15 protein-coding genes are annotated in these 20032 nt (G+C 63.7%); 12 read left to right on the top strand and 3 right to left on the bottom strand.

What is annotated here, in order from left to right; all coding sequences use genetic code 11:
* The 10 genes from FVE66_RS20170 to FVE66_RS09885 all read left to right on the top strand — a co-directional run.
* On the top strand, nucleotides 1-3286 hold a 3286-nt coding region (locus FVE66_RS20170; RefSeq protein WP_161993242.1), incomplete at its 5' end, for a hypothetical protein.
* Between the two features lie 156 nt (nucleotides 3287-3442).
* Nucleotides 3443-3805 carry a DUF3467 domain-containing protein gene (locus tag FVE66_RS09925; protein ID WP_151447206.1) on the top strand — a complete coding sequence of 121 codons (363 nt, stop codon included), beginning with the start codon at nucleotides 3443-3445 and terminating at the stop codon, nucleotides 3803-3805.
* Nucleotides 3806-3814: 9 nt separating this feature from the next.
* Nucleotides 3815-5473: a TolC family protein gene (locus tag FVE66_RS09920; RefSeq protein ID WP_151447205.1), complete on the top strand. Its 1659-nt coding sequence runs from the start codon at nucleotides 3815-3817 to the stop codon at nucleotides 5471-5473.
* A 69-nt stretch (nucleotides 5474-5542) separates the two neighbouring features.
* A complete protein-coding gene (locus tag FVE66_RS09915; RefSeq protein ID WP_161993241.1) occupies nucleotides 5543-6430 on the top strand; it encodes an efflux RND transporter periplasmic adaptor subunit in 888 nt (295 codons plus the stop codon).
* 38 nt (nucleotides 6431-6468) lie between these two features.
* A complete protein-coding gene (locus FVE66_RS09910) occupies nucleotides 6469-8625 on the top strand; it encodes a hypothetical protein (RefSeq protein WP_151447203.1) in 2157 nt (718 codons plus the stop codon).
* Nucleotides 8625-10745, top strand: coding sequence for a preprotein translocase subunit SecA (locus FVE66_RS09905; RefSeq protein ID WP_151447202.1), 2121 nt, complete (start codon nucleotides 8625-8627; stop codon nucleotides 10743-10745). Before FVE66_RS09910 ends, FVE66_RS09905 begins: the two co-directional genes overlap by 1 nt.
* A 2-nt stretch (nucleotides 10746-10747) precedes the next feature.
* Nucleotides 10748-12574, top strand: a complete 1827-nt coding sequence (locus FVE66_RS09900; protein ID WP_151447201.1) for an efflux RND transporter periplasmic adaptor subunit — start codon at nucleotides 10748-10750, stop codon at nucleotides 12572-12574.
* Nucleotides 12575-12654: 80 nt separating this feature from the next.
* Nucleotides 12655-13389 (top strand): SapC family protein, encoded by a 735-nt coding sequence (locus FVE66_RS09895; protein ID WP_151447200.1) that lies wholly within the window; start codon nucleotides 12655-12657, stop codon nucleotides 13387-13389.
* Between the two features lie 19 nt (nucleotides 13390-13408).
* Nucleotides 13409-14398 (top strand): TAXI family TRAP transporter solute-binding subunit, encoded by a 990-nt coding sequence (locus tag FVE66_RS09890; RefSeq protein ID WP_206668734.1) that lies wholly within the window; start codon nucleotides 13409-13411, stop codon nucleotides 14396-14398.
* Between the two features lie 198 nt (nucleotides 14399-14596).
* Nucleotides 14597-15055 carry a DMT family transporter gene (locus tag FVE66_RS09885; RefSeq protein WP_151447199.1) on the top strand — a complete coding sequence of 153 codons (459 nt, stop codon included), beginning with the start codon at nucleotides 14597-14599 and terminating at the stop codon, nucleotides 15053-15055.
* An 85-nt stretch (nucleotides 15056-15140) separates the two neighbouring features.
* Here FVE66_RS09885 and FVE66_RS09880 read toward each other — a convergent pair whose 3' ends face one another.
* Together FVE66_RS09880 and FVE66_RS09875 are read right to left on the bottom strand one after the other, a co-directional pair.
* The gene (locus FVE66_RS09880; protein WP_151447198.1) at nucleotides 15141-15530 is read right to left on the bottom strand and encodes a DUF2703 domain-containing protein; all 390 of its coding nucleotides are present in this window, start codon (nucleotides 15528-15530) and stop codon (nucleotides 15141-15143) included.
* A 183-nt stretch (nucleotides 15531-15713) separates the two neighbouring features.
* On the bottom strand, nucleotides 15714-16007 hold the full coding sequence (locus FVE66_RS09875; RefSeq protein ID WP_151447197.1) for a hypothetical protein: 294 nt from the start codon (nucleotides 16005-16007) through the stop codon (nucleotides 15714-15716).
* 295 nt (nucleotides 16008-16302) lie between these two features.
* On the opposite strand from FVE66_RS09875, the gene FVE66_RS09870 reads away from it, so the two are divergent.
* The gene (locus FVE66_RS09870) at nucleotides 16303-17493 is read left to right on the top strand and encodes a helix-turn-helix transcriptional regulator (RefSeq protein ID WP_241673116.1); all 1191 of its coding nucleotides are present in this window, start codon (nucleotides 16303-16305) and stop codon (nucleotides 17491-17493) included.
* A gap of 94 nt (nucleotides 17494-17587) precedes the next feature.
* Here the strand turns inward: FVE66_RS09870 and FVE66_RS09865 are convergent, their stop codons facing one another.
* The gene (locus FVE66_RS09865; RefSeq protein WP_151447196.1) at nucleotides 17588-18934 is read right to left on the bottom strand and encodes an NAD(P)H-dependent oxidoreductase; all 1347 of its coding nucleotides are present in this window, start codon (nucleotides 18932-18934) and stop codon (nucleotides 17588-17590) included.
* Nucleotides 18935-19119: 185 nt separating this feature from the next.
* Here FVE66_RS09865 and FVE66_RS09860 point away from each other — a divergent pair, with 185 nt between their 5' ends.
* Nucleotides 19120-20004, top strand: a complete 885-nt coding sequence (locus FVE66_RS09860; protein WP_151447195.1) for a GIY-YIG nuclease family protein — start codon at nucleotides 19120-19122, stop codon at nucleotides 20002-20004.
* Nucleotides 20005-20032 lie beyond the last annotated feature (28 nt).

Below are 20032 nucleotides of genomic sequence, written 5' to 3'. Positions count from 1 at the left end.
CGTCAGCTTCGCCGACCGCGCATCGATGACGGCCGGCGAGGGCATGCTGTTCACGGTGGATGCCGGCGACATCAGCTTCTCGACGCAGGCAGTACTGGCTGCGGCTGAAGACATGACGCTGACGGCCGGCGACGGCGATGTCAGCTTCGGTTCCCTGGCATCGGTCACGGCGGCTTCGCTGGACCTGACGGTTGCCACGGGCAACCTGAGCATGGCCGACAGTGCTTCGATGATCATCAGCGGCACCTTGAACGGCTTCGTCCAGGGCAACCTGAGCCTGTCGAACGATGCGGTGATGCGCACCGAAGGCGGCGACCTGACGATGGCGGTGAATGTCGGCAGCGTCACGGCTTCCGATTCGGCCGAGATGACGTCGGACCAGAACCTGACGCTGGCAGTGAACACCGGCAACGTGAGCTTCGGTACCGATGCGCTGATGTCGGCCGCACAGCAACTGACCCTGTCGGTTGGCACTGGCGACGTCAGCTTCGCGGACCGCGCCCGTATGGCCTCCAGCGGTGAAGCCGTGGTCACGATCGGTACCGGCAACCTGAGCTTCGCGACCGAAGCCAGTATGACGGCCGGGGCCGGCATGACGGTGACGGTTGGCACGGGTGACACCAGCTTCTCGACCGATGCCGTGATGGCAGCGGCACAGCAACTGACCTTCGAAGTCGGCACCGGCAACGTCAGCTTCGCCGACCGCGCATCGATGACGGCCGGCGAGGGCATGCTGTTCACGGTGGATGCCGGCGACATCAGCTTCTCGACGCAGGCAGTACTGGCTGCGGCTGAAGGCATGACGCTGACGGCCGGCGACGGCGATGTGAGCGTCGGTTCCCTGGCATCGGTGACGGCGGCTTCGCTGGACCTGACGGTTGCCACGGGCAACCTGAGCATGGCCGACAATGCCACGATGCTCATCAGCGGCGCCTTGAACGGCTTCGTGCAGGGCAACCTGAGCCTGTCGAACGGTGCGGTGATGCGCACCGAAGGCGGAGACCTGACGATGGCGGTGAATGTCGGCAACGTCACGCTGGCCGACAGTGCGGAAATGAGCTCCGGCCAGCAACTCACGCTGACCATCGGCACCGGCGACCTGGCACTGACGCACGCCTCCATGCTGGCGGACGGCGACATGTCGGTGGCGATCGGCAGCGGCGATGTCACTATGGTGGACGCATCCCAGGCCCGCTCGGGTGAGGACTTCATCCTCGCCACCAGTGACGGCAGCATCGCCATCAACACGGCGTCGGCCTTGTTTGCAGTGGATACGCTGACGGTCTCGGCCGCCGGCGGCGATGTGCTGCTCGATACCGGGGCAACGCTGACGGCGACGGTCATCAATCTGAACGTGCAGGGCGGAAGCTTGAGCAGCGGCGACGGCGTGCGTATCGATTCGAGCGGTGACACTGCGCTCGACGTCTCGTCCGATGTGCTGATGCGGGCCGACTCACGCATGACGGTCGGCGCCGACCTGGAGGCCGCAATCGGCAACGACCTGCGCCTGCAAGACAGCGCAGCGATCGACGTCACGGGCATGGCCTCCCTGCAGATCGGCGGCAACCTCGGCCTGCAGGATTCAGCCAGCCTGACAGTCGGCGGTCCGCTCGACCTCGCCGTCGGCCGGGATATGGTGCTTGCGGGCGATGCGCAGCTGAGCGTGCATTCCTCGGCTTCATTGACGACCGGCGAGGACCTGATCCTGGCCGACCGGGCGAAGATCACGGTCGCGACCACGCTGCAGCTCGACGTCGGCGCCGACTGGCTGATGACTGGCCAGACCCTGGTCAGCGCCGGCACCGATCTGATCGGCACGATCGGCTCCGACCTGGTGCTGAGCCAGGACGCTGTGGTACTTGCGGGCAACGCGCTGACCCTGACCATCACCGGCGGCGCCGGCACGATGAACGATTCCTCGCGGTTGCAAGCGACCCGGATCAGCGTCACCCTGCTGGCCGGCGCTTTCACGATGGAAGATGCCGACACCCTGGTGCAGGCGTCGGACAGCGCCACCATGGATGCCGCCGGGCATATCCGCCTGGACCGGGTCGAGGCGGCCAATACCGTCACGCTGCGTACCGGCATGGCCATCATCGATAACACGGTGGCGGAAGAAGACCTGATCGTGACGAACATCCTGACCATGGATGCGGCGCGCGGCATCGGCTTCAACCGCTATTACGACTATCACGAGGACGAATACGACGACCAGCGCGAGTCCTTCTATCACGACCAGCGCGACAACAGCCACAAGTTCAAGGACGCCTCGGGCTGGTATTACGATGCCAGTTCCTATGGCGACGACGAGCCGGGCATGGGCAACGGCAAGGCGCTCGGACAAGACAAGTACGACCAGGACGACCGCCGCAAGATTCCGCCTGCTACCGAGGAGCACTTCGTACCCGACTGGTACGACGACTTCGACCGGCCGACGGATCATGTCTGGCACCACCTGAACCATCGCTACTACGACCTGCGCCATAACATCAATGTGAATGCGCAGATCGTCAGCGCCCGCAATGCGCTGAGCGGCGGCATCTACCTTCACGATGCGATCGGCTTCACGGTCGGCAGCCAGGGGATCTGGAATCGTGGCGATGGCGCGATCTGGCTGTCGAGCGAAGGCCGCATCCGCTACGATTCGAAGACCCATTCCGACAGCAACACGCCGCCGGCTGCGGGCCAGGTCATCAATTTGCGGCACCAGGCGATCCATATCCGGCATCACTTCGATCTCGAACGCCACCTGTGGGACTTCGAGCACGACAACGGCCACCATGGCTACCATGGTCGTTACGATGAGCCGCTGGCGAGCGTGACCACGACCGCCAGCACGGACGCGAGCGGCGACATCGGGCTGCCTGTTCCGCTGACGGCCGGTCCGGTGATCACCAGCCTGACCACGCCGATCCGCGAGCCGCTGACGCTGACGGCGACGGTGATCGATCCTGTCCCGACCGCCACGCCGGCCATCGAGCCGACGGCTACGGTGACCGTCTCCAGCACCGCCGGGCAAGTCGGCGCGCCGCCAGTTGCTGCATCGGTGACGGCGGTGACGGCGATCACGGCTACCAGCAGCACAACAGTGGTCGCCCAGCCGGTCTCGATCCTGGCTGCGCTTGGCATTGCAGTCCCGGCCGCGAGCACGCCTTCCATCGTGACCGTACTGCAGCAGATCGCCACCGCAACCAGCCCCGCCCAAACGCAGCCGGCCGTCGTGCCGCCGGCCGCCGCGGCAGCGGACAAGGGAAACAACGGCAAGGCGCTCGGGAAGTCGAAATAGGCCGGCATGACGAGGCCAGTGCGGACCGCCGGACCGGATGAAAACGGTCCGGCGTCGCAGCACAAAATTCGTCGCGGGGAAGCTGGATTTTGCATGACGGACAAGGGCTTTACCGCTTAGAATAATTTTCCTTTGGACAATGGGGAGGGAAGCAGGATGACTACCAAGCAGAACGACGCCAAGGCTGCCGGCCAGGAGGATGTGCTGGACGTGAATGCAGCAGCGCAGGCAGCGCAGCCAGGCCCGGCGCAAGGCGCGGGCGAAGACCGCAAGGTGCGGGTCCGTTTCGACGACCGCAATATGGCCAGCCACTACGCCAATGTCGCCAATGTCGGCATGAGCAAGGATGAAGTGACCCTGCTGTTCGGCACCAACCAGACCTGGGGATCGGTCGGCGACGAGATCGTGATCGCGCTGTCGTCCCGGATCATCATGACGCCGTCGGTGGCCAAGAATTTCGTCGAGACGCTGCAACGCGTATTGCAGGAATACGAGACCAAGGTCGGCAAGATTGTCTAGTATCGGGTGATGAAGCGGTTCCGTCTGGCGAGCATCCTGGCCGTCCTTGGAAGCATCGTGGTTGCCGAAGTGCCCGCACAGGTTGCGGGCAGGGCGCCGGCCCCGGCCCCGGCATCGCTGGCGTTGGCGACGAAGGTCAGCCGTCCGGGCGGCGTGACGCAGTCCGGGGCCAAATCAGAAGCCGACACCGACGCCGCGGAGCCGGTCAGCCTGAAGGCGTTTGCCGGATTGATCGCGGTGGCCGACGAGTCGGTACTGATCCAGCGCTACGAAGCGGCGATCGCCGAGCACGGCGTGAAGGGAGCGGCGGCGATTTTCGAACCCTCCTTCTTTGCCACCAGCGAGCTGGAGTCCAGCCGCATGCAGAACTCGTCCAGCGAAATCCTGCAGCGCGCCGGCACCGCCGACTACGCGTCGCGGATCGGGCAATTGAAATCCGGCATCAACTTGAAGACCGCTACCGGGGCCGACGTCGAGTTCTCCTATAACGTGTCGCGCTCCACCAACAGCCTGCAGGCCGGCATCGGCATCACCGGGCCTGAATACCGTTCCAACCTTGGCGCCAAGCTGACCCAGCCGCTGCTGCGCGGCGGCGGCATCGCGGCCACCAATGCCGCGATCCGGATCGCCGAGCGCGAACAGATGGTGGCGCGTGAAATGCTGCGCCAAGTAGTCAGCCAGCGCGTGATGGACGGGGTTTCTGCTTACTTCAACGTCCAGCGGGCGCGCGAGCGTGCGCGCTTGCGCACCGAGGCCAGCGCGATTGCAGAGCGCTTGCTGGCCGAAGTCCGGCGCCAGCAGGAACGTGGGCTGAAATCCGCATTCGACGTGCAGGACATGGAATCGACTGCGGCGCAGCGCCGCTCGCAACTGGCGCAGGCGCAGCAGGACTACGAAGAGCAACTCAATACGTTCCGTGCCATGATCGCGGCGCGCGAGCGCGACAGCGGCAGCAGCCTGCGCGCCCGCCGCACCGTGCCTTCCGACCCGGTGGTAATGCTGGCGCCTGCTCCGGTCTCCGCCCCCGGCTCCGGCGTGCAGGGTGAGGCATCCTCGCTCAGCCCGCTGGAACTGTCCTTGTCCCGGCGACCGGAATTGCGGGTCAACCGGCTGAAAGAGGAGCGGGAAGACATCAGGGTGGAGTTTGCGCGCAACCAGTTGCTGCCCGAACTCAGCCTGTCGCTGCGCTACGGGGTGGACGACCTGGCCCGTTATTACCGCGCCCCCAATGATTACCTGTTCACCGGCTCGCCCTATAACACCTGGTCGGTCGGCTTGCAGTTTCGCTATTTCCTGCAAGGCGACCAGAAGCGCAGCAGCGAATACGAGACGGCCGCAGTGCGGCGCCAGCAGGCCGGGCTGGCGAAATCCGCCGTCGAGCAGAGGATCGCCAACGAGGTGGAGAGCAGCATGGCGGTGCTGGACAAGGGTCTGCAGCAGGTAGCGCGGCAGCAGGAAAACGCCCGGGCGCAGCGCGAGTTGCTGCGCATAGATGAAGGCCTGGTCAGGGAAGGCCGCAAGTCGGCGCTCGACCTGATGAAGCGGCAGCTCGATCTGTTGGTGGCCGAAGAGGCATTGGCCGACAGTATCGTGATTGCCAACCGCGCCAGTTTCATGGTGTCGCAGGTGCAGGGCAATGTGCTGGTGCGCCTCGGCCTGGAACAATAGAACAAGCAGATCAAGAGTCCCATGACACGACAACGACGAAGCGCAGGATCCTGGTTATCAGTGCTGCCAGTGCAACCAGTTCTGGCCGCACTGTTGGCGCTGGCAGCCTCGGCTGCGCATGCGCAACAGCAGCCGCCAATGCGGCCGGCCGCTGCGACACTGCCGGCCGATCCGGCGCCCGTGGCAAAGCTGCCCGCCGCTGATTCCGGCGAGTTGTCGGTGAAAGGCATCACCCGCTGCCATAACGATCTCAGCCTGGGGTTCCCGCTGACCGGCCGGATCGGGCAACTGCGGGTTGCGGAAGGCAGCGTGGTAAAGCCGGGGCAGGTGCTGGTCAGCCTCGACAATTCCGCCGAGGCGCTTGAAGTCGAACGGCGCCTGGTCCAGTGGAAAAGCAATGCCGAACTGTCGGCTGCGCAGGCACGGATGACGACGGCGGCGCAGCAGGCCAGCGCGGCGCGGGAAGTATTCAACAGCACGCAGGGCATCAGCCGTGAAGAATTGCAGAACCGCGAACTGGCGCATGAACTGGCCGTCAACGACGTCGCCCGACTCAAGGCCGCCAAGGAAATGGAGCGGCTCGACTACCTGACCACCCGCGAAAACTTCGACCGCCGTTCCTTGCGTGCGCCGGTGCCCGGTATCGTCACCAAGATACTGCGGCAGGTCGGCGAAAGCGTGCAGGCCAACGAACCGGCGATGAAGCTGTGCGACCTGAGCAAGATCCTGTTCGTGGCCAACGTGCCATCGGCGCAGGTCGAGCACCTGAAGGCAGGCGACAAGGTTGGCCTGACCGTGGCCGACAACAAGCCCGTGCAGGGCAAGGTGCTGTTCGTGTCGCCGGTGGTGGATGCCGCCAGCGGCCTGCGTGAAGTGAAGGTGGAACTGGTTCCCGGCCGTACGCCGGTGCGGGCCGGCATGACGGCCCGGCTGCTGCTCGGCCCGCAAAAACGCTGATCGCGGGACGGTGATGTCAACTCCGCAAGGAAGGCAGCATGGGCAAGACGTTCTCGGATAACTGGTACCGCATCGCGGATCTCCGCCTGGGCCTGCGCCCGACGGTATCCGTGCGTCTGCACCGTTACCGCAACGAGCCCTGGTATGTCCTGCACGAGCGCACCCACAACAGCTTCCACCGCGTCAGTCCCGCCACCTGGCGCTTCCTCACCCGCCTGTCGGTCGACGCCAGGGTCGATGATGTCTGGCGCGAGTCGATAGAGTCCGATCCACTGGAAACGCCGGGACAGGAGGATGTGTTCCAGTTGCTGTCCAGCCTGTACCGCAACAACCTGATCATGATCGCTGGCAACGCCGACGAAGGCCGGCTGCTGGAGCGCGAGGAACAGAAAAAGCGCAAGCCCTTGCCGGCGCGGATGTCCGAAATGATGTTCATGCGGATCCCGCTGGTCGATCCCGAACCGTGGCTGCGCAAGGGCATGCCCCTGATCCGCTTGCTGATCAGCCCGGCCAGCGCCGTGCTGGTGCTGCTGCTGGCGGGATGGGGATTGGTCGAACTGATCGGCGGCGGCTCGCGCGCCTGGAATCAGGCCGAGACCCTGCTGCAGGCCGACAATGTCGTGCTGCTCTACCTGGCGATTTTTGTCGCCAAGGGCCTGCATGAACTGGGGCACGCCGCCATGTGCAAGCGTTTTGGAGGCGAGGTCCGCACCATGGGCGTGATGTTGCTGATGTTGACGCCCCTGCCTTATGTCGATGTCTCGTCCAGTTGGGCCATGCGCGATTCGCGCAAGCGCGCGCTGATCGGCGCGGCGGGCATGCTGACCGACATGGTGGTGGCGTCCGCGGCGACCATCGTCTGGGCCAATTCGCCGCCGGGCGTGGTCAACGAGATCGCATACAACCTGATGTTTTCGACCGCGATCTACACGCTGGTCTTCAACATCAATCCGCTGATGCGCTTCGACGGCTATTACATCCTGTCCGACCTGATCGGCGTGCCCAACCTGCACGAGCAGGCCAAGTCCCAGTTCAATGGCTGGTTCCGGCGCCGCGTGCTGGCGATGGACGACAGCGGCACCGAGCAAAAGACGCCCGCCACCGCGTTCTGGCTGGCGGCGTTCTTTGTCGCCTCCAACATTTATCGGCTGACGGTGATGCTCGGCATCGTGCTGTTCATCGCCGACGCCTATTTCGGCATCGGGCTGTTGGTCGCGCTGGCGCTGATGATCACTACCTTCGTGACGCCGCTGCAGAAGGCCTGGCGCTCCCTGACCAATCCATACTTCCTGTTCCAGCACAAGTTGCTGGTGCGGCGCGGCGGCTTCGCCCTTGGCGCGCTGGTGCTGGCAATCGTGCTGGTGCCTGTTCCGGACAACCGCATCGTGCCGGGCGTCGCGGAAGCGGTCAGGCTCACGCGCGTATTCACCGAAGGCGGCGGCGTGATCCGCAACATGCACGTGGCATCAGGAAGCTGGGTCGAGCCGGGCACGCTGATTCTCGAACTGGACAATCCCGAACTGGATATTGAATTAGCGGGTGTTTCGGCCCAGATCGTGCAGGCCCAACTGATGGAAGCGAAAGCGATCAGCGAATCAGGGGTCGACCAGGCGCCGCTGCAGCAGCGGCTCGAAACACTGGACGAGCTGAAAGCCTCGCTGCTGAAACAGAAGGCGGCGCTGACGGTGAAGGCCGCCCATGCCGGATACTGGCTTGCCCCGGAATCGGATTTCCGGCGCGGCGCCTGGGTCCAGCGCGGCGCCGAGCTGGGGCAGGTGATCGATGACCGCAGCCATCGTTTCGTCGGCGTGATCCAGCAAGAGGCTGGCGCCATCCTGACCGGCGCCGACCGGCGCGCGCTGGAAGTGCGCTTCGAAGGCGAGCGGGGAACGCTGTACCCGGCGCAGAACCTGACGCTGGTGCCCCATTCCAGCGAAACCCTGCCCTCGGCCGCGCTCAGCCCGCTGGCGGGCGGAGAAGTGGCGGTGACCACGGCCGACCCCTCCGGCAAACAGAGCGCCGAGCCATTCTTCCTGCTGCAGGCCGACTTGCCCGGAGCGCAACGCCGGCCGGGGGTGGACGCCGTGCGCAATGGCCGCTCCGGGTGGATAAAGATCAAGCTACCGGCTTCACCGCTGGCGGTGCAGGCGTGGGTCAAGGCGCGCCAGTTCTTCCAGCGCAGGTATCAAGTCTGATGAACGCCCCGGTCAACATCGGCAATGCCGACTTTGCCGCACTGCTGCGGCAAACCGGACTGAAGTCCGGCCTGCAGCCCGGGCTCAGTGAGGGGCCGTCATCGATCCTGCCCAGCGAAAGCCTGTTCGTGCTGGAAGCGCACCGCGAGCCGCCATTCCGGCCGTGGCTGGACAATGCGGGCTATCGTTTCGCCGCCTGGGCCCGCCGCTGGCGCAATCCCTTGAACGCACTGCGCCAGCGCAGCCAGCGGGTGCTGGATGCAGCGTTGGCCTATCACCAACTCGACGACCAGGCGCTGCGCGAGGTGCTGCAGCGGGTGGCCGGCGAATGCCGCATCGCGGCTGGCCCTGATGGTCACGAAGGACCCGAGGCCGACGACGCCATGGCGGCCGCCGCGGCAGCCGTGATGCGGGTCAGCGGACTGACGCCCCATGCCGAGCAGCTGATGGGCGCGCTTACCCTGTTGCGTGGCGAAATCGCCGAGATGGCGACCGGCGAGGGCAAGACCCTGACCGCCACCATGGCCGCCATCGCCGCCGCCTGGCGCGGCTGGCCAGTGCATGTATTGACCGCCAACGATTACCTGGCCGCGCGCGATGCCGAACTGGCGGCCAGGCTGTTCGCTTTCTGCGGACTGAGCGTGACCCATATAGATGGCGCGACGCCGCTCGGCAGCCGGGCCGCAGCCTACCGCCATGACGTCGTCTACACCACCGCCAAGGAATTGCTGGGCGACTTCCTGCGTGACCAGCTGGCGCTGGGCCGGGTGCCCACCCGCAGCGGCTTTTCGCTGCGCTGCATCGGCCAGGGCGGCGACGCTACTTACCCGGGCGTCGTCATGCGCGGCCTGTCCCAGGTAATCGTCGACGAGGCCGACAGCGTGCTGATCGACGAGGCTGTCACCCCTCTGATCATTTCCTCCGAACGGCCTGACGATACGCTGGAACAGGCCGCGATCGGCGCCGTGCAAATGGCGCGCAAGCTGGAGCCGGAAATCCACTTCAACCTGAACCGGCCCTTGCGGCATGTCAGCCTGACCCAGGAAGGCCGCGACCGGGTCGAAGCAATGGCCAGCCATTTCTCGGCGTTCTGGCAGAGCCCGGCGCGGGCGCATGAACTGGCCGAGCAGGCGCTGTACGCGATCCATCTGCTCGAATTGAACCGGCACTTCGTGATCCGCGATGAGGAGATCGTGCTGGTCGATGAACTGACCGGGCGGCTGGCCGAGCAGCGTACGCTGTCGCTCGGCATGCAGCAGGTGCTGGAGGTGGCGCACGGCTTGCCGGTTTCCCCGCCCACCGAAGTCTCGGCGCGGCGCAGTTTCCAGCGCTTTTTCCGCTTGTTCCCGAAAATGGGCGGCATGACCGGCACGGCCGACGAAGCGCGCTCGGAACTGCTGGGGGTGTACCGCCTGGCCACCGTGCGCATCCCGACCCACCGGCCGGTGCAGCGCAGCTTCCTGCCGCTGCAGGTGTTCCGTCACGAGGACGACAAATTCGATGCCATCGTGCGCGCCGCGATCGGCATGGCCACTGCCGGCAGGGCGGTGCTGATCGGCATGCGCAGCGTGTGCACCAGCGAAGCGCTGCATGCGCGGCTGTGCGCGATCGATCCGGCGCTTGGCGCGCGGGTGCCGCTGCTGCACGCGGTCAACCATGCGCTCGAGACCGGCATCGTCGCCAGGGCAGGCGAGGCCGGTTCGATCGTGATCGCCACCAACATGGCAGGGCGCGGCACCGACATTGCCCTTGACGAGCCGGTGCGGCAGGCCGGCGGCCTGCATGTGATCATCGGCGAGCCGAATGACCTGGCCCGCATCGACCGCCAGTTGATGGGCCGTTGCGCCCGCCAGGGAGATCCCGGCACGGTGCAGTGCTTTGCCTGCGCCGACGACGAATTGTTCCGGCGCTTCCTGCCCGGACTTTTGCTGCATTTCTGGAACGCGCGGCTGGATCATGGCCTTGGTGCAGGATCGGCTTCGGGCGTGGCCAGCGGCATCGGTGCGATGATGGCGCCGTGGCTGCTGAAGCTGGCGCAGGCGCGCGCCGAAAAGAGAAGTTTCCGTCAGCGCAAACAGATACTTGAGCAGGATACCCAGCTCGACAGGACCGGCTTCTAAACATGTCTGAATCGATACCAAGCCTTGATGATTTGCGGGGATTCCAGGGCCAGCCGAATGAATTCTGGCAGCAATGGACCGAGGCCGGCTGCCGCGCGCTGCACGGCGAGTTTGCCGCGCTCTACACGCGCCTGCCCGGACAGCCGCCGACCCAGGGCTGGAGCGTGGTCAACAGTTGGCCGGTGCTGGCCGGCGGCACGCAGCAGGTGCCGGCGCTGACCGCCACCGTGGCCGGCGAGCTGGTGCAACAGACGCTGGAACAGGAAGTGGCGGCCGGCCAGGTGCTGTTGGGCGGCTGGCGTGCTGCGCTGGTGCTGTTCCGGCCGCAGGCGGCTGACCGCGAGTTGCTGCTGTGCGTGCATGTGCCGGATGCGGCGGGCGTGCCGGCCGAGGGTGAAATGCGGCTGGTCGGCTGGGTGCCGCGCTTCTACGAGCAGACCCGCAATACCCATGACAACGAGCGCCAGGTGAACCAGTATTCGCAGGCGCTCGAACTGCTGGGCAAGGTGCTGGAATCGGAGCGCTTCGACCAAGCCGCGCTGGGTTTCGTCAACGCCCTCACCGAACGATACGGCTGCGAGCAGGTGTCCCTGGCCTGGATGGCGCGCGACGGTTTGCGCTTGCGTGCCGTCAGTCACAGCGAGAAAGTCCAGCGCCGTAGCGAAATCTCCGAACTGCTGGAGGAGGCCGGGCAGGAGGCGCTGCTGCAGGGCAAGGAGATCGCCTGGCCCGATTCCGGCAAGGTCGTGACCCGCGCTCATCGCCAATATGTGGAAGCGGCCCAACCGGGGCACATGCTGACGCTGCCGCTCACGTATGGGCAGGACAAGCGGCAGGACAAGCTCGGCGCCATCGTCTGCGAACGGCAGGCAAGCGCGTTTTCAGCTGCCGAGACATGGATGCTGCGCCTGCTGTGCGACCAGGTGGCGCGGCCGCTGCGCGACCTGGAAAAAGCGCAGCGCAACGTGTTCAGGCGCATCGGCGCCGAAATGTGGCGCAGCCTGCCGCGCCAACTGCGACCGATGACGGCCGAAGGCCGGCGTTTTTCGATCGGGCTGGCACTCGCTTTGCTGCTCCTGATGCTGGCGCCGCTGCCGTATTCGGTCGAGGGCAGTTTCATGGTCAAGACCGACGACATGGCCTTCGTCGGGGCGCCCTTCGACGGCTATATCGACTCCAGTAACGCCACGCTGGGCGCCGCGGTGCGCGCCGGGGAGACAGTGTTTTCGCTGTCGGTCCGGGAGTTGATGCTGGAGCGGGCAGCCGCACTGGCAGACATTGCGCAGAACAGCCGCGAAGTCGAGAAGCGGCGCGCCGCCAGCCAATTGTCCGAAATGCGCATCGCCGAGGCCCAGGTGGAACAGGCGCAGGCTAAACTGGAGCAGGTCGAATTCCGCCTCAAGCATGCCAGCGTGACGTCGCCGATTTCAGGCGTGGTGGTGGAGGGCGAGCCCAGGAAGAACCTTGGCGGCGCGGTCAAGCGTGGCGACACGGTGGTCAAGGTTGCCCGGGTCGACCGGCTGTATGCCGAGATCTCGGTCAAGGAGCGCGACATCCATGCGCTGCAAGTCGGCCAGGATGCATCGATCATGCTGGTGAGCAATCCGAACCAGACCTACGACATGCGGGTGCGCCGCATCACGCCGGCAGCCGGCGTCAAGGACGGCCACAATACCTTTCCGGTGCGCGCCGAAACCACTGCGCCGCATCCATCGTGGTGGCGTCCGGGCATGACCGGCGTGGCCAAGGTCCATGTCGGTTACCGTCCGCTGGCCTGGGTGCTGACGCATCGGCTGGTGGATTACTTGCGGCTGACACTGTGGATCTGATCGGGATGTCCGGATGAATGAATGTATCCCTCGTTCGCAAGGGGCGGGCGGGGAGGGGGCTTTTTCATGGGAGCGAAAAAATGACAGACATGGTTTTTTACGAGCGTGCGGTGCCCTTGAACCGGGACCGTCACCACAAGCTGAAGATCGACGTCAGGCAGAATGATTTTTCCTTTGCGGCAAAGACCAATTCGGTCCTGCTCGCAGGCAGCGAACTGGCCGAAGCGGCGCGCGACTACCCGATCGTGTTCGTCGGACAGGAGGGCGGACCGTTCACCATGGCGGCGCTGCTCGGGCTGGAAGCCAACCGCAACCTGTTCGTCGACGAACAGGGGCGCTGGAGTCCCAATACCTACCTGCCGGCATTTGCGCGCCGCTATCCCTTCGTGCTGGCCGGCACCGATGCCAGCGAAGACCTGACCGTGTGCATCGACGAAGCCTGCGAGTACCTGGGCGAAGCCAGCGGTGAAGCGTTGTTCGGCGCCGACGGGCAGGAAGCCGCATATCTGAAGAACGTGCTCGACTTCCTGCGCCTGTTCCATACCGAAATGACGCGCACCAGCGCCTTCGCCGCCAGGCTGGCCGAACTTGGCCTGCTGGTGCCGAAAGTGATTGCTGTCGAGCGGGAAGGGAAGAAGCAGCAGCTGGAAGGCTTGTGGGTGGTCGATGAAGTGCGTTTGGGCCAGTTGGGCGACGAGCAGAGTGTGTCGCTGCTGCGCTCCGGTTACCTTGGATGGATTCATGCGCACCTGCTTTCGCTGGGCAACGTCGCGCGCCTGGCGCGCAGGATGGACGAAAGCAGTGTGCCGGCCTAGTTGCCAGAGGACGTACGCCATGATCCAGTCCAGACGTCGTTTGATTGCCGGTTTCGGCATGATGCTGCTGTCGGCCTTGCCGGGAGCGGCCCAAGCCCAGGCCCAGACCCAGACCCAAGCCGAGCTTCCCCTCACCGTTTCACTTGGCACCGCCACCCACGGCGGCGGTTTTCCGGTGTATGGCGATGCGGTAGTTCGCACCGTCGCGCAGACTGACCCGGCGCTGAAGATCGAAGCGCGCAATACCCGCGGCAGCCTGGAGAACATTCCGCTGCTGGAGCAGGGCAAGCTCGACTTCGGGCTGGTGCAGGGAGAGGCGGCGCATGAGGCATGGATTGGCACTGGACGGCCGCCGGCGCGGCTGGCGATCGTGGCCGCAATGTACTCGCAGCCCGGCATGTTCGTGGTCCGCGCCGATTCGCCCGCAAGATCGATCCAGGACCTGCGTGGCAAGCGGGTCGCATTCGGCGCCCGTAGTTCCGGACTGGTGCTGCTGGCGCGCTACGTGCTGGACGGACTGGGCATGGACATGACGCGCGACTTCCAGGCGGTATTCCTCGACCGCGCCGGCGAGGGACCGGGCCTGCTGGCCAAAGGCGAGGTCGACGCGCTGTGGGGCGCAGGCAGCAGCTGGCCCGGATTCGTCGCGGTCATGAATGCACCGCAGGGCGGGCGCTTCATCGTGCCCGATGCCCGGGAGCGGGAACGCATCCTGGCCCGGCATGCTTTCCTGAAGGCGCTGACACTACCCGCCGGCAGTTTCCGTGGCCAGGACCAGCCGCTGAATTCTGTGGGCTCGTGGAGTTTCATCCTGGCCCATCCCGACCGCAACGAGGAGCAAGCCTACCGGCTGGCCCGGGCCCTGCATCGCGGCGACCGTTTGATCGGCGAGATACTGCCGCAAGCGCGCGAGACGACAGCCTTGAACACATGGAATGCCGCACCGCGGCCGGAGTTGCTGCACCCGGGGACGCTGCGTTTTCTGCGTGAGCAAGGCATAGCCAAGTGAATTGGGGGCAGACTCGAATTACTTCAGTCGCCAGGAATGCTCCGTCCACTTTTGCAGGGGGATATCGGGCGGATTTCGCTCGGACGCCAATAGTTTTTAGCCCGGCTCTCCTTGTTGCCGGCGCCGAAGCTTCAGGAAACAGGCCATGCACGCAGTGATAGACTCCATGGTCCCGGACCGTATCAACTCAAAGACAGCATGATTTCAAGCAGATTGTTATTGTGGGCCGCGCTGGCCGGCGCATTCATTCCTGTAATGGCCATTCTGAATGGTCGATTGGGAAGGACAATCGGGGATGCGGTGCACGCTCCTGTGGTGCTGTTCGGTGTCAGCTTCTTGTTCTCTCTGGCTTGCGCTCTCTTCTTCACCAAATCGCTTCCTGACTTGCGCGAGCTAGGCGCCATCAGGCCAATCGATTACCTCGGCGGCGTCATTGTCGGCTTTTATGTGATCAGTGCCACGATCCTTGCCCCCAGGATCGGCGTTGCCAATTTCATTGTCTGCGCTGTATCTGCCCAGATCATTGTCTCTGTCGTCATCGATAATTTTGGCTTGTTGGGCGCGGTTGTCCGGCCAGTGAGTCTCACCAGACTGTTTGGCGTCGGATTGCTGATCGTTGGACTGGTCATAACCCAGGTCGCGGATGGGAAAAAATAAATTGGGATCAGACTCGATATAAATAAATTGTGCTCAATAGCTTGGGGTCAGACTTGATGTGATTTGTATCGAGTCTGACCCCAATTTATTTCAACAATTGTGAGGCAGCGACCAAAGAAGCCTTGACCAAGAGCTTCTCGGGAATGACCTCAAACGTGTTTCCCTCCACCTCAACGGTCCGGCATTTCGAGTCACCACAAACAGAACAGCAAGGACTGCTTCCGACGCTCGCATCGAGCCATTCCTCCATAGGTCTACCCCCGATCCAGATGCGGTTTGACTCAGAAGGGTTGGCCTCGAATGACTTGACATCCAGCTCTTTGACCTCAAGCATCGGGTCGATACCCAGCGGGCGCAGCGATTCCTTTAGCTTGCCCACCGCCCGCAGCATCTCCTCGTATGTCGCATTGCAGCGGTCACAGGTCTTGCCGTCTTCGCTCAAGAGGCGCTGCCAGATTATCGGTAGCGCAATCATGACTGCCTCCTTTTCCTGACACCCGACATCTCAGCCAAACGGCGCGTGCATGGTGAACCGGGTTGGACGGCCAGATTTTCCTGAAGTTCTTGAAATATAACGGGGTCAGACTCGATATAAATAAATTGTGGTCAATAGCTTGGGGTCAGACTTGATGTGATTTATATCGAGTCGGACCCCAATTTATTTTTCGCCGATGGACGCTCCGGGCAAGTCCGAATCGTGTGCGGTGCTGTGTTGATTTACCACTGTGTGATCGAGCCGTTCAGGGATAAACAGTGTTGCGGCGGCTGTTTTGATCTCGGTGCTGGCCTGGGCCGCGTTGGCTGTGGAAGCGTCGGCCACGCTTGAACTGCACGAGGCAATGGATAGTCCACCGAGAATCATGGCGCAGATTGCGCCGCCAGTTCTCAGTGCGATGGATGCGACAGGCCGGCACTGCCGTTCGCTGTCTCCGGTGTCGGGTTCCTTTGTCATTTGCAACTCCTGGTGAGAAGTGTCGAGTGAATTCCCTTGCACCTCGTTAATGCGGTATCACCGCGATGTGCAAGGGCCGCCTTGATCAGTTTTCCAGCATAGGCAATGATGCTTCGCGCTGCCTCATCGGAAGCGATGATGCGACTGGCGAATTTGACTTTTTCCTGTTACGGTCAATGCGAAATCAAGAGAAAAATATGAGGTTTCTCATGGGCATGTCCGCTGGCAGCTTCTGCACCGGATTCGACGCGATCGGACGTGTTGCCTGGCGCGCATTCCTGCAGCCATTCCCCGGATGTTTTCATGGCATGGCTCCTCGGCATGCCTGCGCCTGGACGGTTCTGCCGTGATCGGCCTTGAGCGACTTTCCGCCCACGAGTTATCCGACTTGATAGGTGCGATCTATGACTGTGCGCTCGATCCGCAGCGCTGGGAGGCGACTTGTCGAAAGCTTGCAGATATCTGTGAAAGCACGGGGGGCGGAATATGCGTTCATGATCTGCGGCACGTGCAAAGCGACCAGTTGTTCGTATTCGGATATCAGCCGGAATTCCTGGAAAAATTGGGAAGTCAGTACGCGGAAAGTCCAATGGCCGCTGCCGATGTCGTCTCGAATATCGGCGACGTCAGCGCACTCTCGATGGATCGTTGCCAGTTGCTCGATAGCCGCTTTTTTCGAGAGGTGCTACAGCCGTTCGGACTGCTGGATATGATCTGGTTTCCCGCATTGCGGACCGGGGGCTGCATTGCTTCCCTGCATGCCTCCCGGAGCGAAAACGCATCGCATTACCAAGAGCGTGATGTCTGTCTGTTCAAGCTACTCTCTCCACACGTATGTCGTGCACTCGCCATTTCGGATGCGCTGGATATCCGCGCGCTGCGGTCGGAGATGCTGGAAAAGACGCTTGATGGACTTGTTTCTGGTGTTTTCCTCACGGCGCGCGATGGCCGCGTCGTTTACATGAACCAGGCTGCCGAGCGCCAGATCAAGTCCGGCAATTCGATTTGCCTTGTTAGCAATCGGGTTTCTCCTACCGATTCAGCGGCTCGCGCTGCACTGTCGAAGGCGATTGAGGATGCGACGCGAGATGACGCCGACACGGATATAAGCCAACATTCCGTGGCGATTCCGGATGGCGTCGGCGGCGGCTACGTTGCGACCCTCCTTCCGATCCAGGGTGGTGAGCGCAGCGGCATTCTTGCACCGTTTGCTGCATCAGTCGCCGTGTTCATGCAGGATCCCGCCCAGGCGCCACTCATGCCGGGTGAGGCATTCGCCAGGCTGCATAAACTCACCGGCGGTGAACTGCGCGTGCTGCTGGCGCTTTCCCAGGGGTTGGGCGGCACAGAGGCCGCCGACATGCTCGGCGTCACCGAGCCGACCATTCGCACCCACCTGCAGCACATGTTCTCCAAGACCGGCACGACCAGGCAGGCCGACCTGCTGCGCCTGTTACAAAACTCGACGCCGCCGATTCGCCATTAAAAATAACGGGGTCAGACTCGATATAAATTATGTTGATTCTGATCCCGTCATTTACCAATATCTCTAATCCATATCGAGTCTGACCCCACTATTTTTACCCGATCTCCCTGGCGAACACCGCCTCCATCTCCCGCCTGAACCGCACCGCTTGTGAGTTCGCGTCATAGCCAACATCATCCCAGCTGACCGCTTCCCCGGCCCGTACCACCCGCTTCAATTTGACGCCATGCGCCAGCCCGAGCGGCAGGCCCTTCAATCGCATCGAGTCCTGCGCCGGCATCAGCTTGCCGTATACCGTGAAGCCGCCTTCGCCATCCAGCGCCTCGCCGGCAGCCAGGTCGCGTTTGGCGGTGGCCACGACATCGCCGCCCCAGCCAACGGGAGCGCCGGTCGCCTCGCCGCGCAATGCGACCGAGGCCACGCTGATGCCCAGTTCCAGACCGATCAGGTGGAACGGCTTGTACATCGACGAGTACTTGCCGCTGGGGTCGGTCACCAGGCCATATTCCTTGAAGCAGCGCTCTACATATTCGCTGCCGGCAGCAAAGGTCACATACACGCCCCAGCGCAGGTCGCGGAACACCGGGCGCGCGTCGCGCTCCAGGCTGGAGATCACTTCCACCTGTCCGCGATGCTCAAGGATGCCGCCGTCCTCGCGTGGGCGCAGCACACGGGCCAGGTCGTCCACGCCCACCGGCGGGAAGCGCAGTCCGTCAGGGGCGCGCAATCCGGTGGCATTGGACACCGCCGCCATTTCGATCGCACTCTTGGTGCCGTCAAGGAAACTGTTGAACATTTGCGCGTTCATGCCGCCCTGTTGGGCCTGTTCGGCAGTCAGGCCGTAGTGGTCCCACACGGTGGCCGGTGTCGAGGCGTGGTAGGTCGGCAGGTATTTGGTGCCCTTGCCGGCAGCGATGACTTCGAAGCCGGCCGCGCGCGCCCAGTCGACCATCTCGCAGATCAGCGCCGGCTGGTCGCCGTAGGCCAGCGAGTAGACGATGCCCGCTTCATCGGCGCGGCGCTTGAGCAGCGGCCCGGCCAGCGCATCGGCTTCGACATTCACCATCACGATGTGCTTCTTGTGCTCGCAGCAGGCCAGCACATGGGCAATGCCGGCGGACGGGCTGCCAGTCGCATCGATCACGACGTCGATGAAGGGGGATGCGATCAGCGCCATGCTGTCTTCGATAATGGCGGTGGTGCCGTCCTTCGCGGCTTGCTCCAGCGATGCTGCCGCATAGCGCTGTTCCTGCCAATGCACGTTTTTCAGCGCGGCGCGGGCACGTTCGACTGACAGATCGGCAATCCCGACCAGATGGGTGCCGGGCGTGCGTGGCACCTGCGACAGGTACATCGAGCCGAATTTGCCAGCGCCGATCAGGCCCACCCGGACTGGTCTGCCCTGGGCCGCGCGGGCCTTGAGTTTTGCGTAAAGATTCATGTCGCTCCTGATTTTTATGTGAATGAATTGGGGTCAAATGAATTGGGCCAATTCATTCCAATTCATTCAATTCAATATGACCCCATTATCCTTGTTGACTGTCGGACATTTCAAGTGCGGACAATGGAGTTTATTCTGATGGCCGGCCGGGCCGTTGCGCCTGGCTTTCATTGTCAATTCCTCACATGCCCGTCAAGATTACCTCCGCAGGATTGTTCGTGCTGCCCGGCCGTAACAAGACCCGCCCGGAACACGCTTTTTCGACCGAAGACCTGGCCGCGTTGCCGGCTGCTCCGGGCGTCTACATCTTTCGCGACAGCCGGCGGCGGCCGATTTACATCGGCAAGAGCGTGAACATCCGCAGCCGGGTGGCGGCGCATCTGCGCAATGGGGACGAGGCGCAGATGCTGCTTGAAAGCGCATCCATCGATTTTATCGAGACCGCGGGGGAGATCGGGGCGCTGCTGCAGGAGTCGCAGCTGATCAAGCGTTGGCAGCCGCGCTACAACCGCATGCTGGTGTGGCCGGAACAGCCGTGGGTGCTGGCCGGTGCGAGAGGCGCACTGGCGCTGGCGGCGATGCGTTCTTCCGATGCCGCGCTGGATGGGCTGCGCACGTACGGGGCTTACGCTTCCCGCTCGGCTGCCGAGGCGGCCCTGCAGCAACTGGTCAGGCGCTCACGCCTTTGTCCGGCCTTGACCGGACTGGAGGCGAAGCATTCCGGCAGGGGGTGTTTCGCGCGCCAGTTAGGGCAGTGCGGTGGCGCCTGCGTTGGTCATGAACCGATAGCGGCGTACCGGCGCCGGCGCAGCAGGGCGCTGGCGGCCCTGCAGGCCAGCGTCTGGCCGTTCGCCGGTGCAATCGGGATAGTCGAGGAACGTGCCGGCCTGGAGCGCGTGCACGTGATCGATGGCTGGTCCTATCGCGGCATGCTCGCATCGCTGCAAGGCACGCCGCCGCTGCGCAAGGGCGGTTTCGATCCGGATGTCTACCGGATCGTCGCCGCCCCGCTGATGCGCGGCGAGCTCAGGGTGGAAGGCCTTCCGCCTTTGGGGTCAGACTCGATATGAATCATATCGAGTCTGACCCCAATATAAG

Origin of the sequence: Lacisediminimonas profundi (assembly GCF_008831265.1) — a bacterium.
Classification (GTDB): domain Bacteria; phylum Pseudomonadota; class Gammaproteobacteria; order Burkholderiales; family Burkholderiaceae_D; genus Lacisediminimonas; species Lacisediminimonas profundi.
Note: the sequence above shows the minus strand (reverse complement) of the source record. Positions and strands in the feature narration are given on the sequence as shown.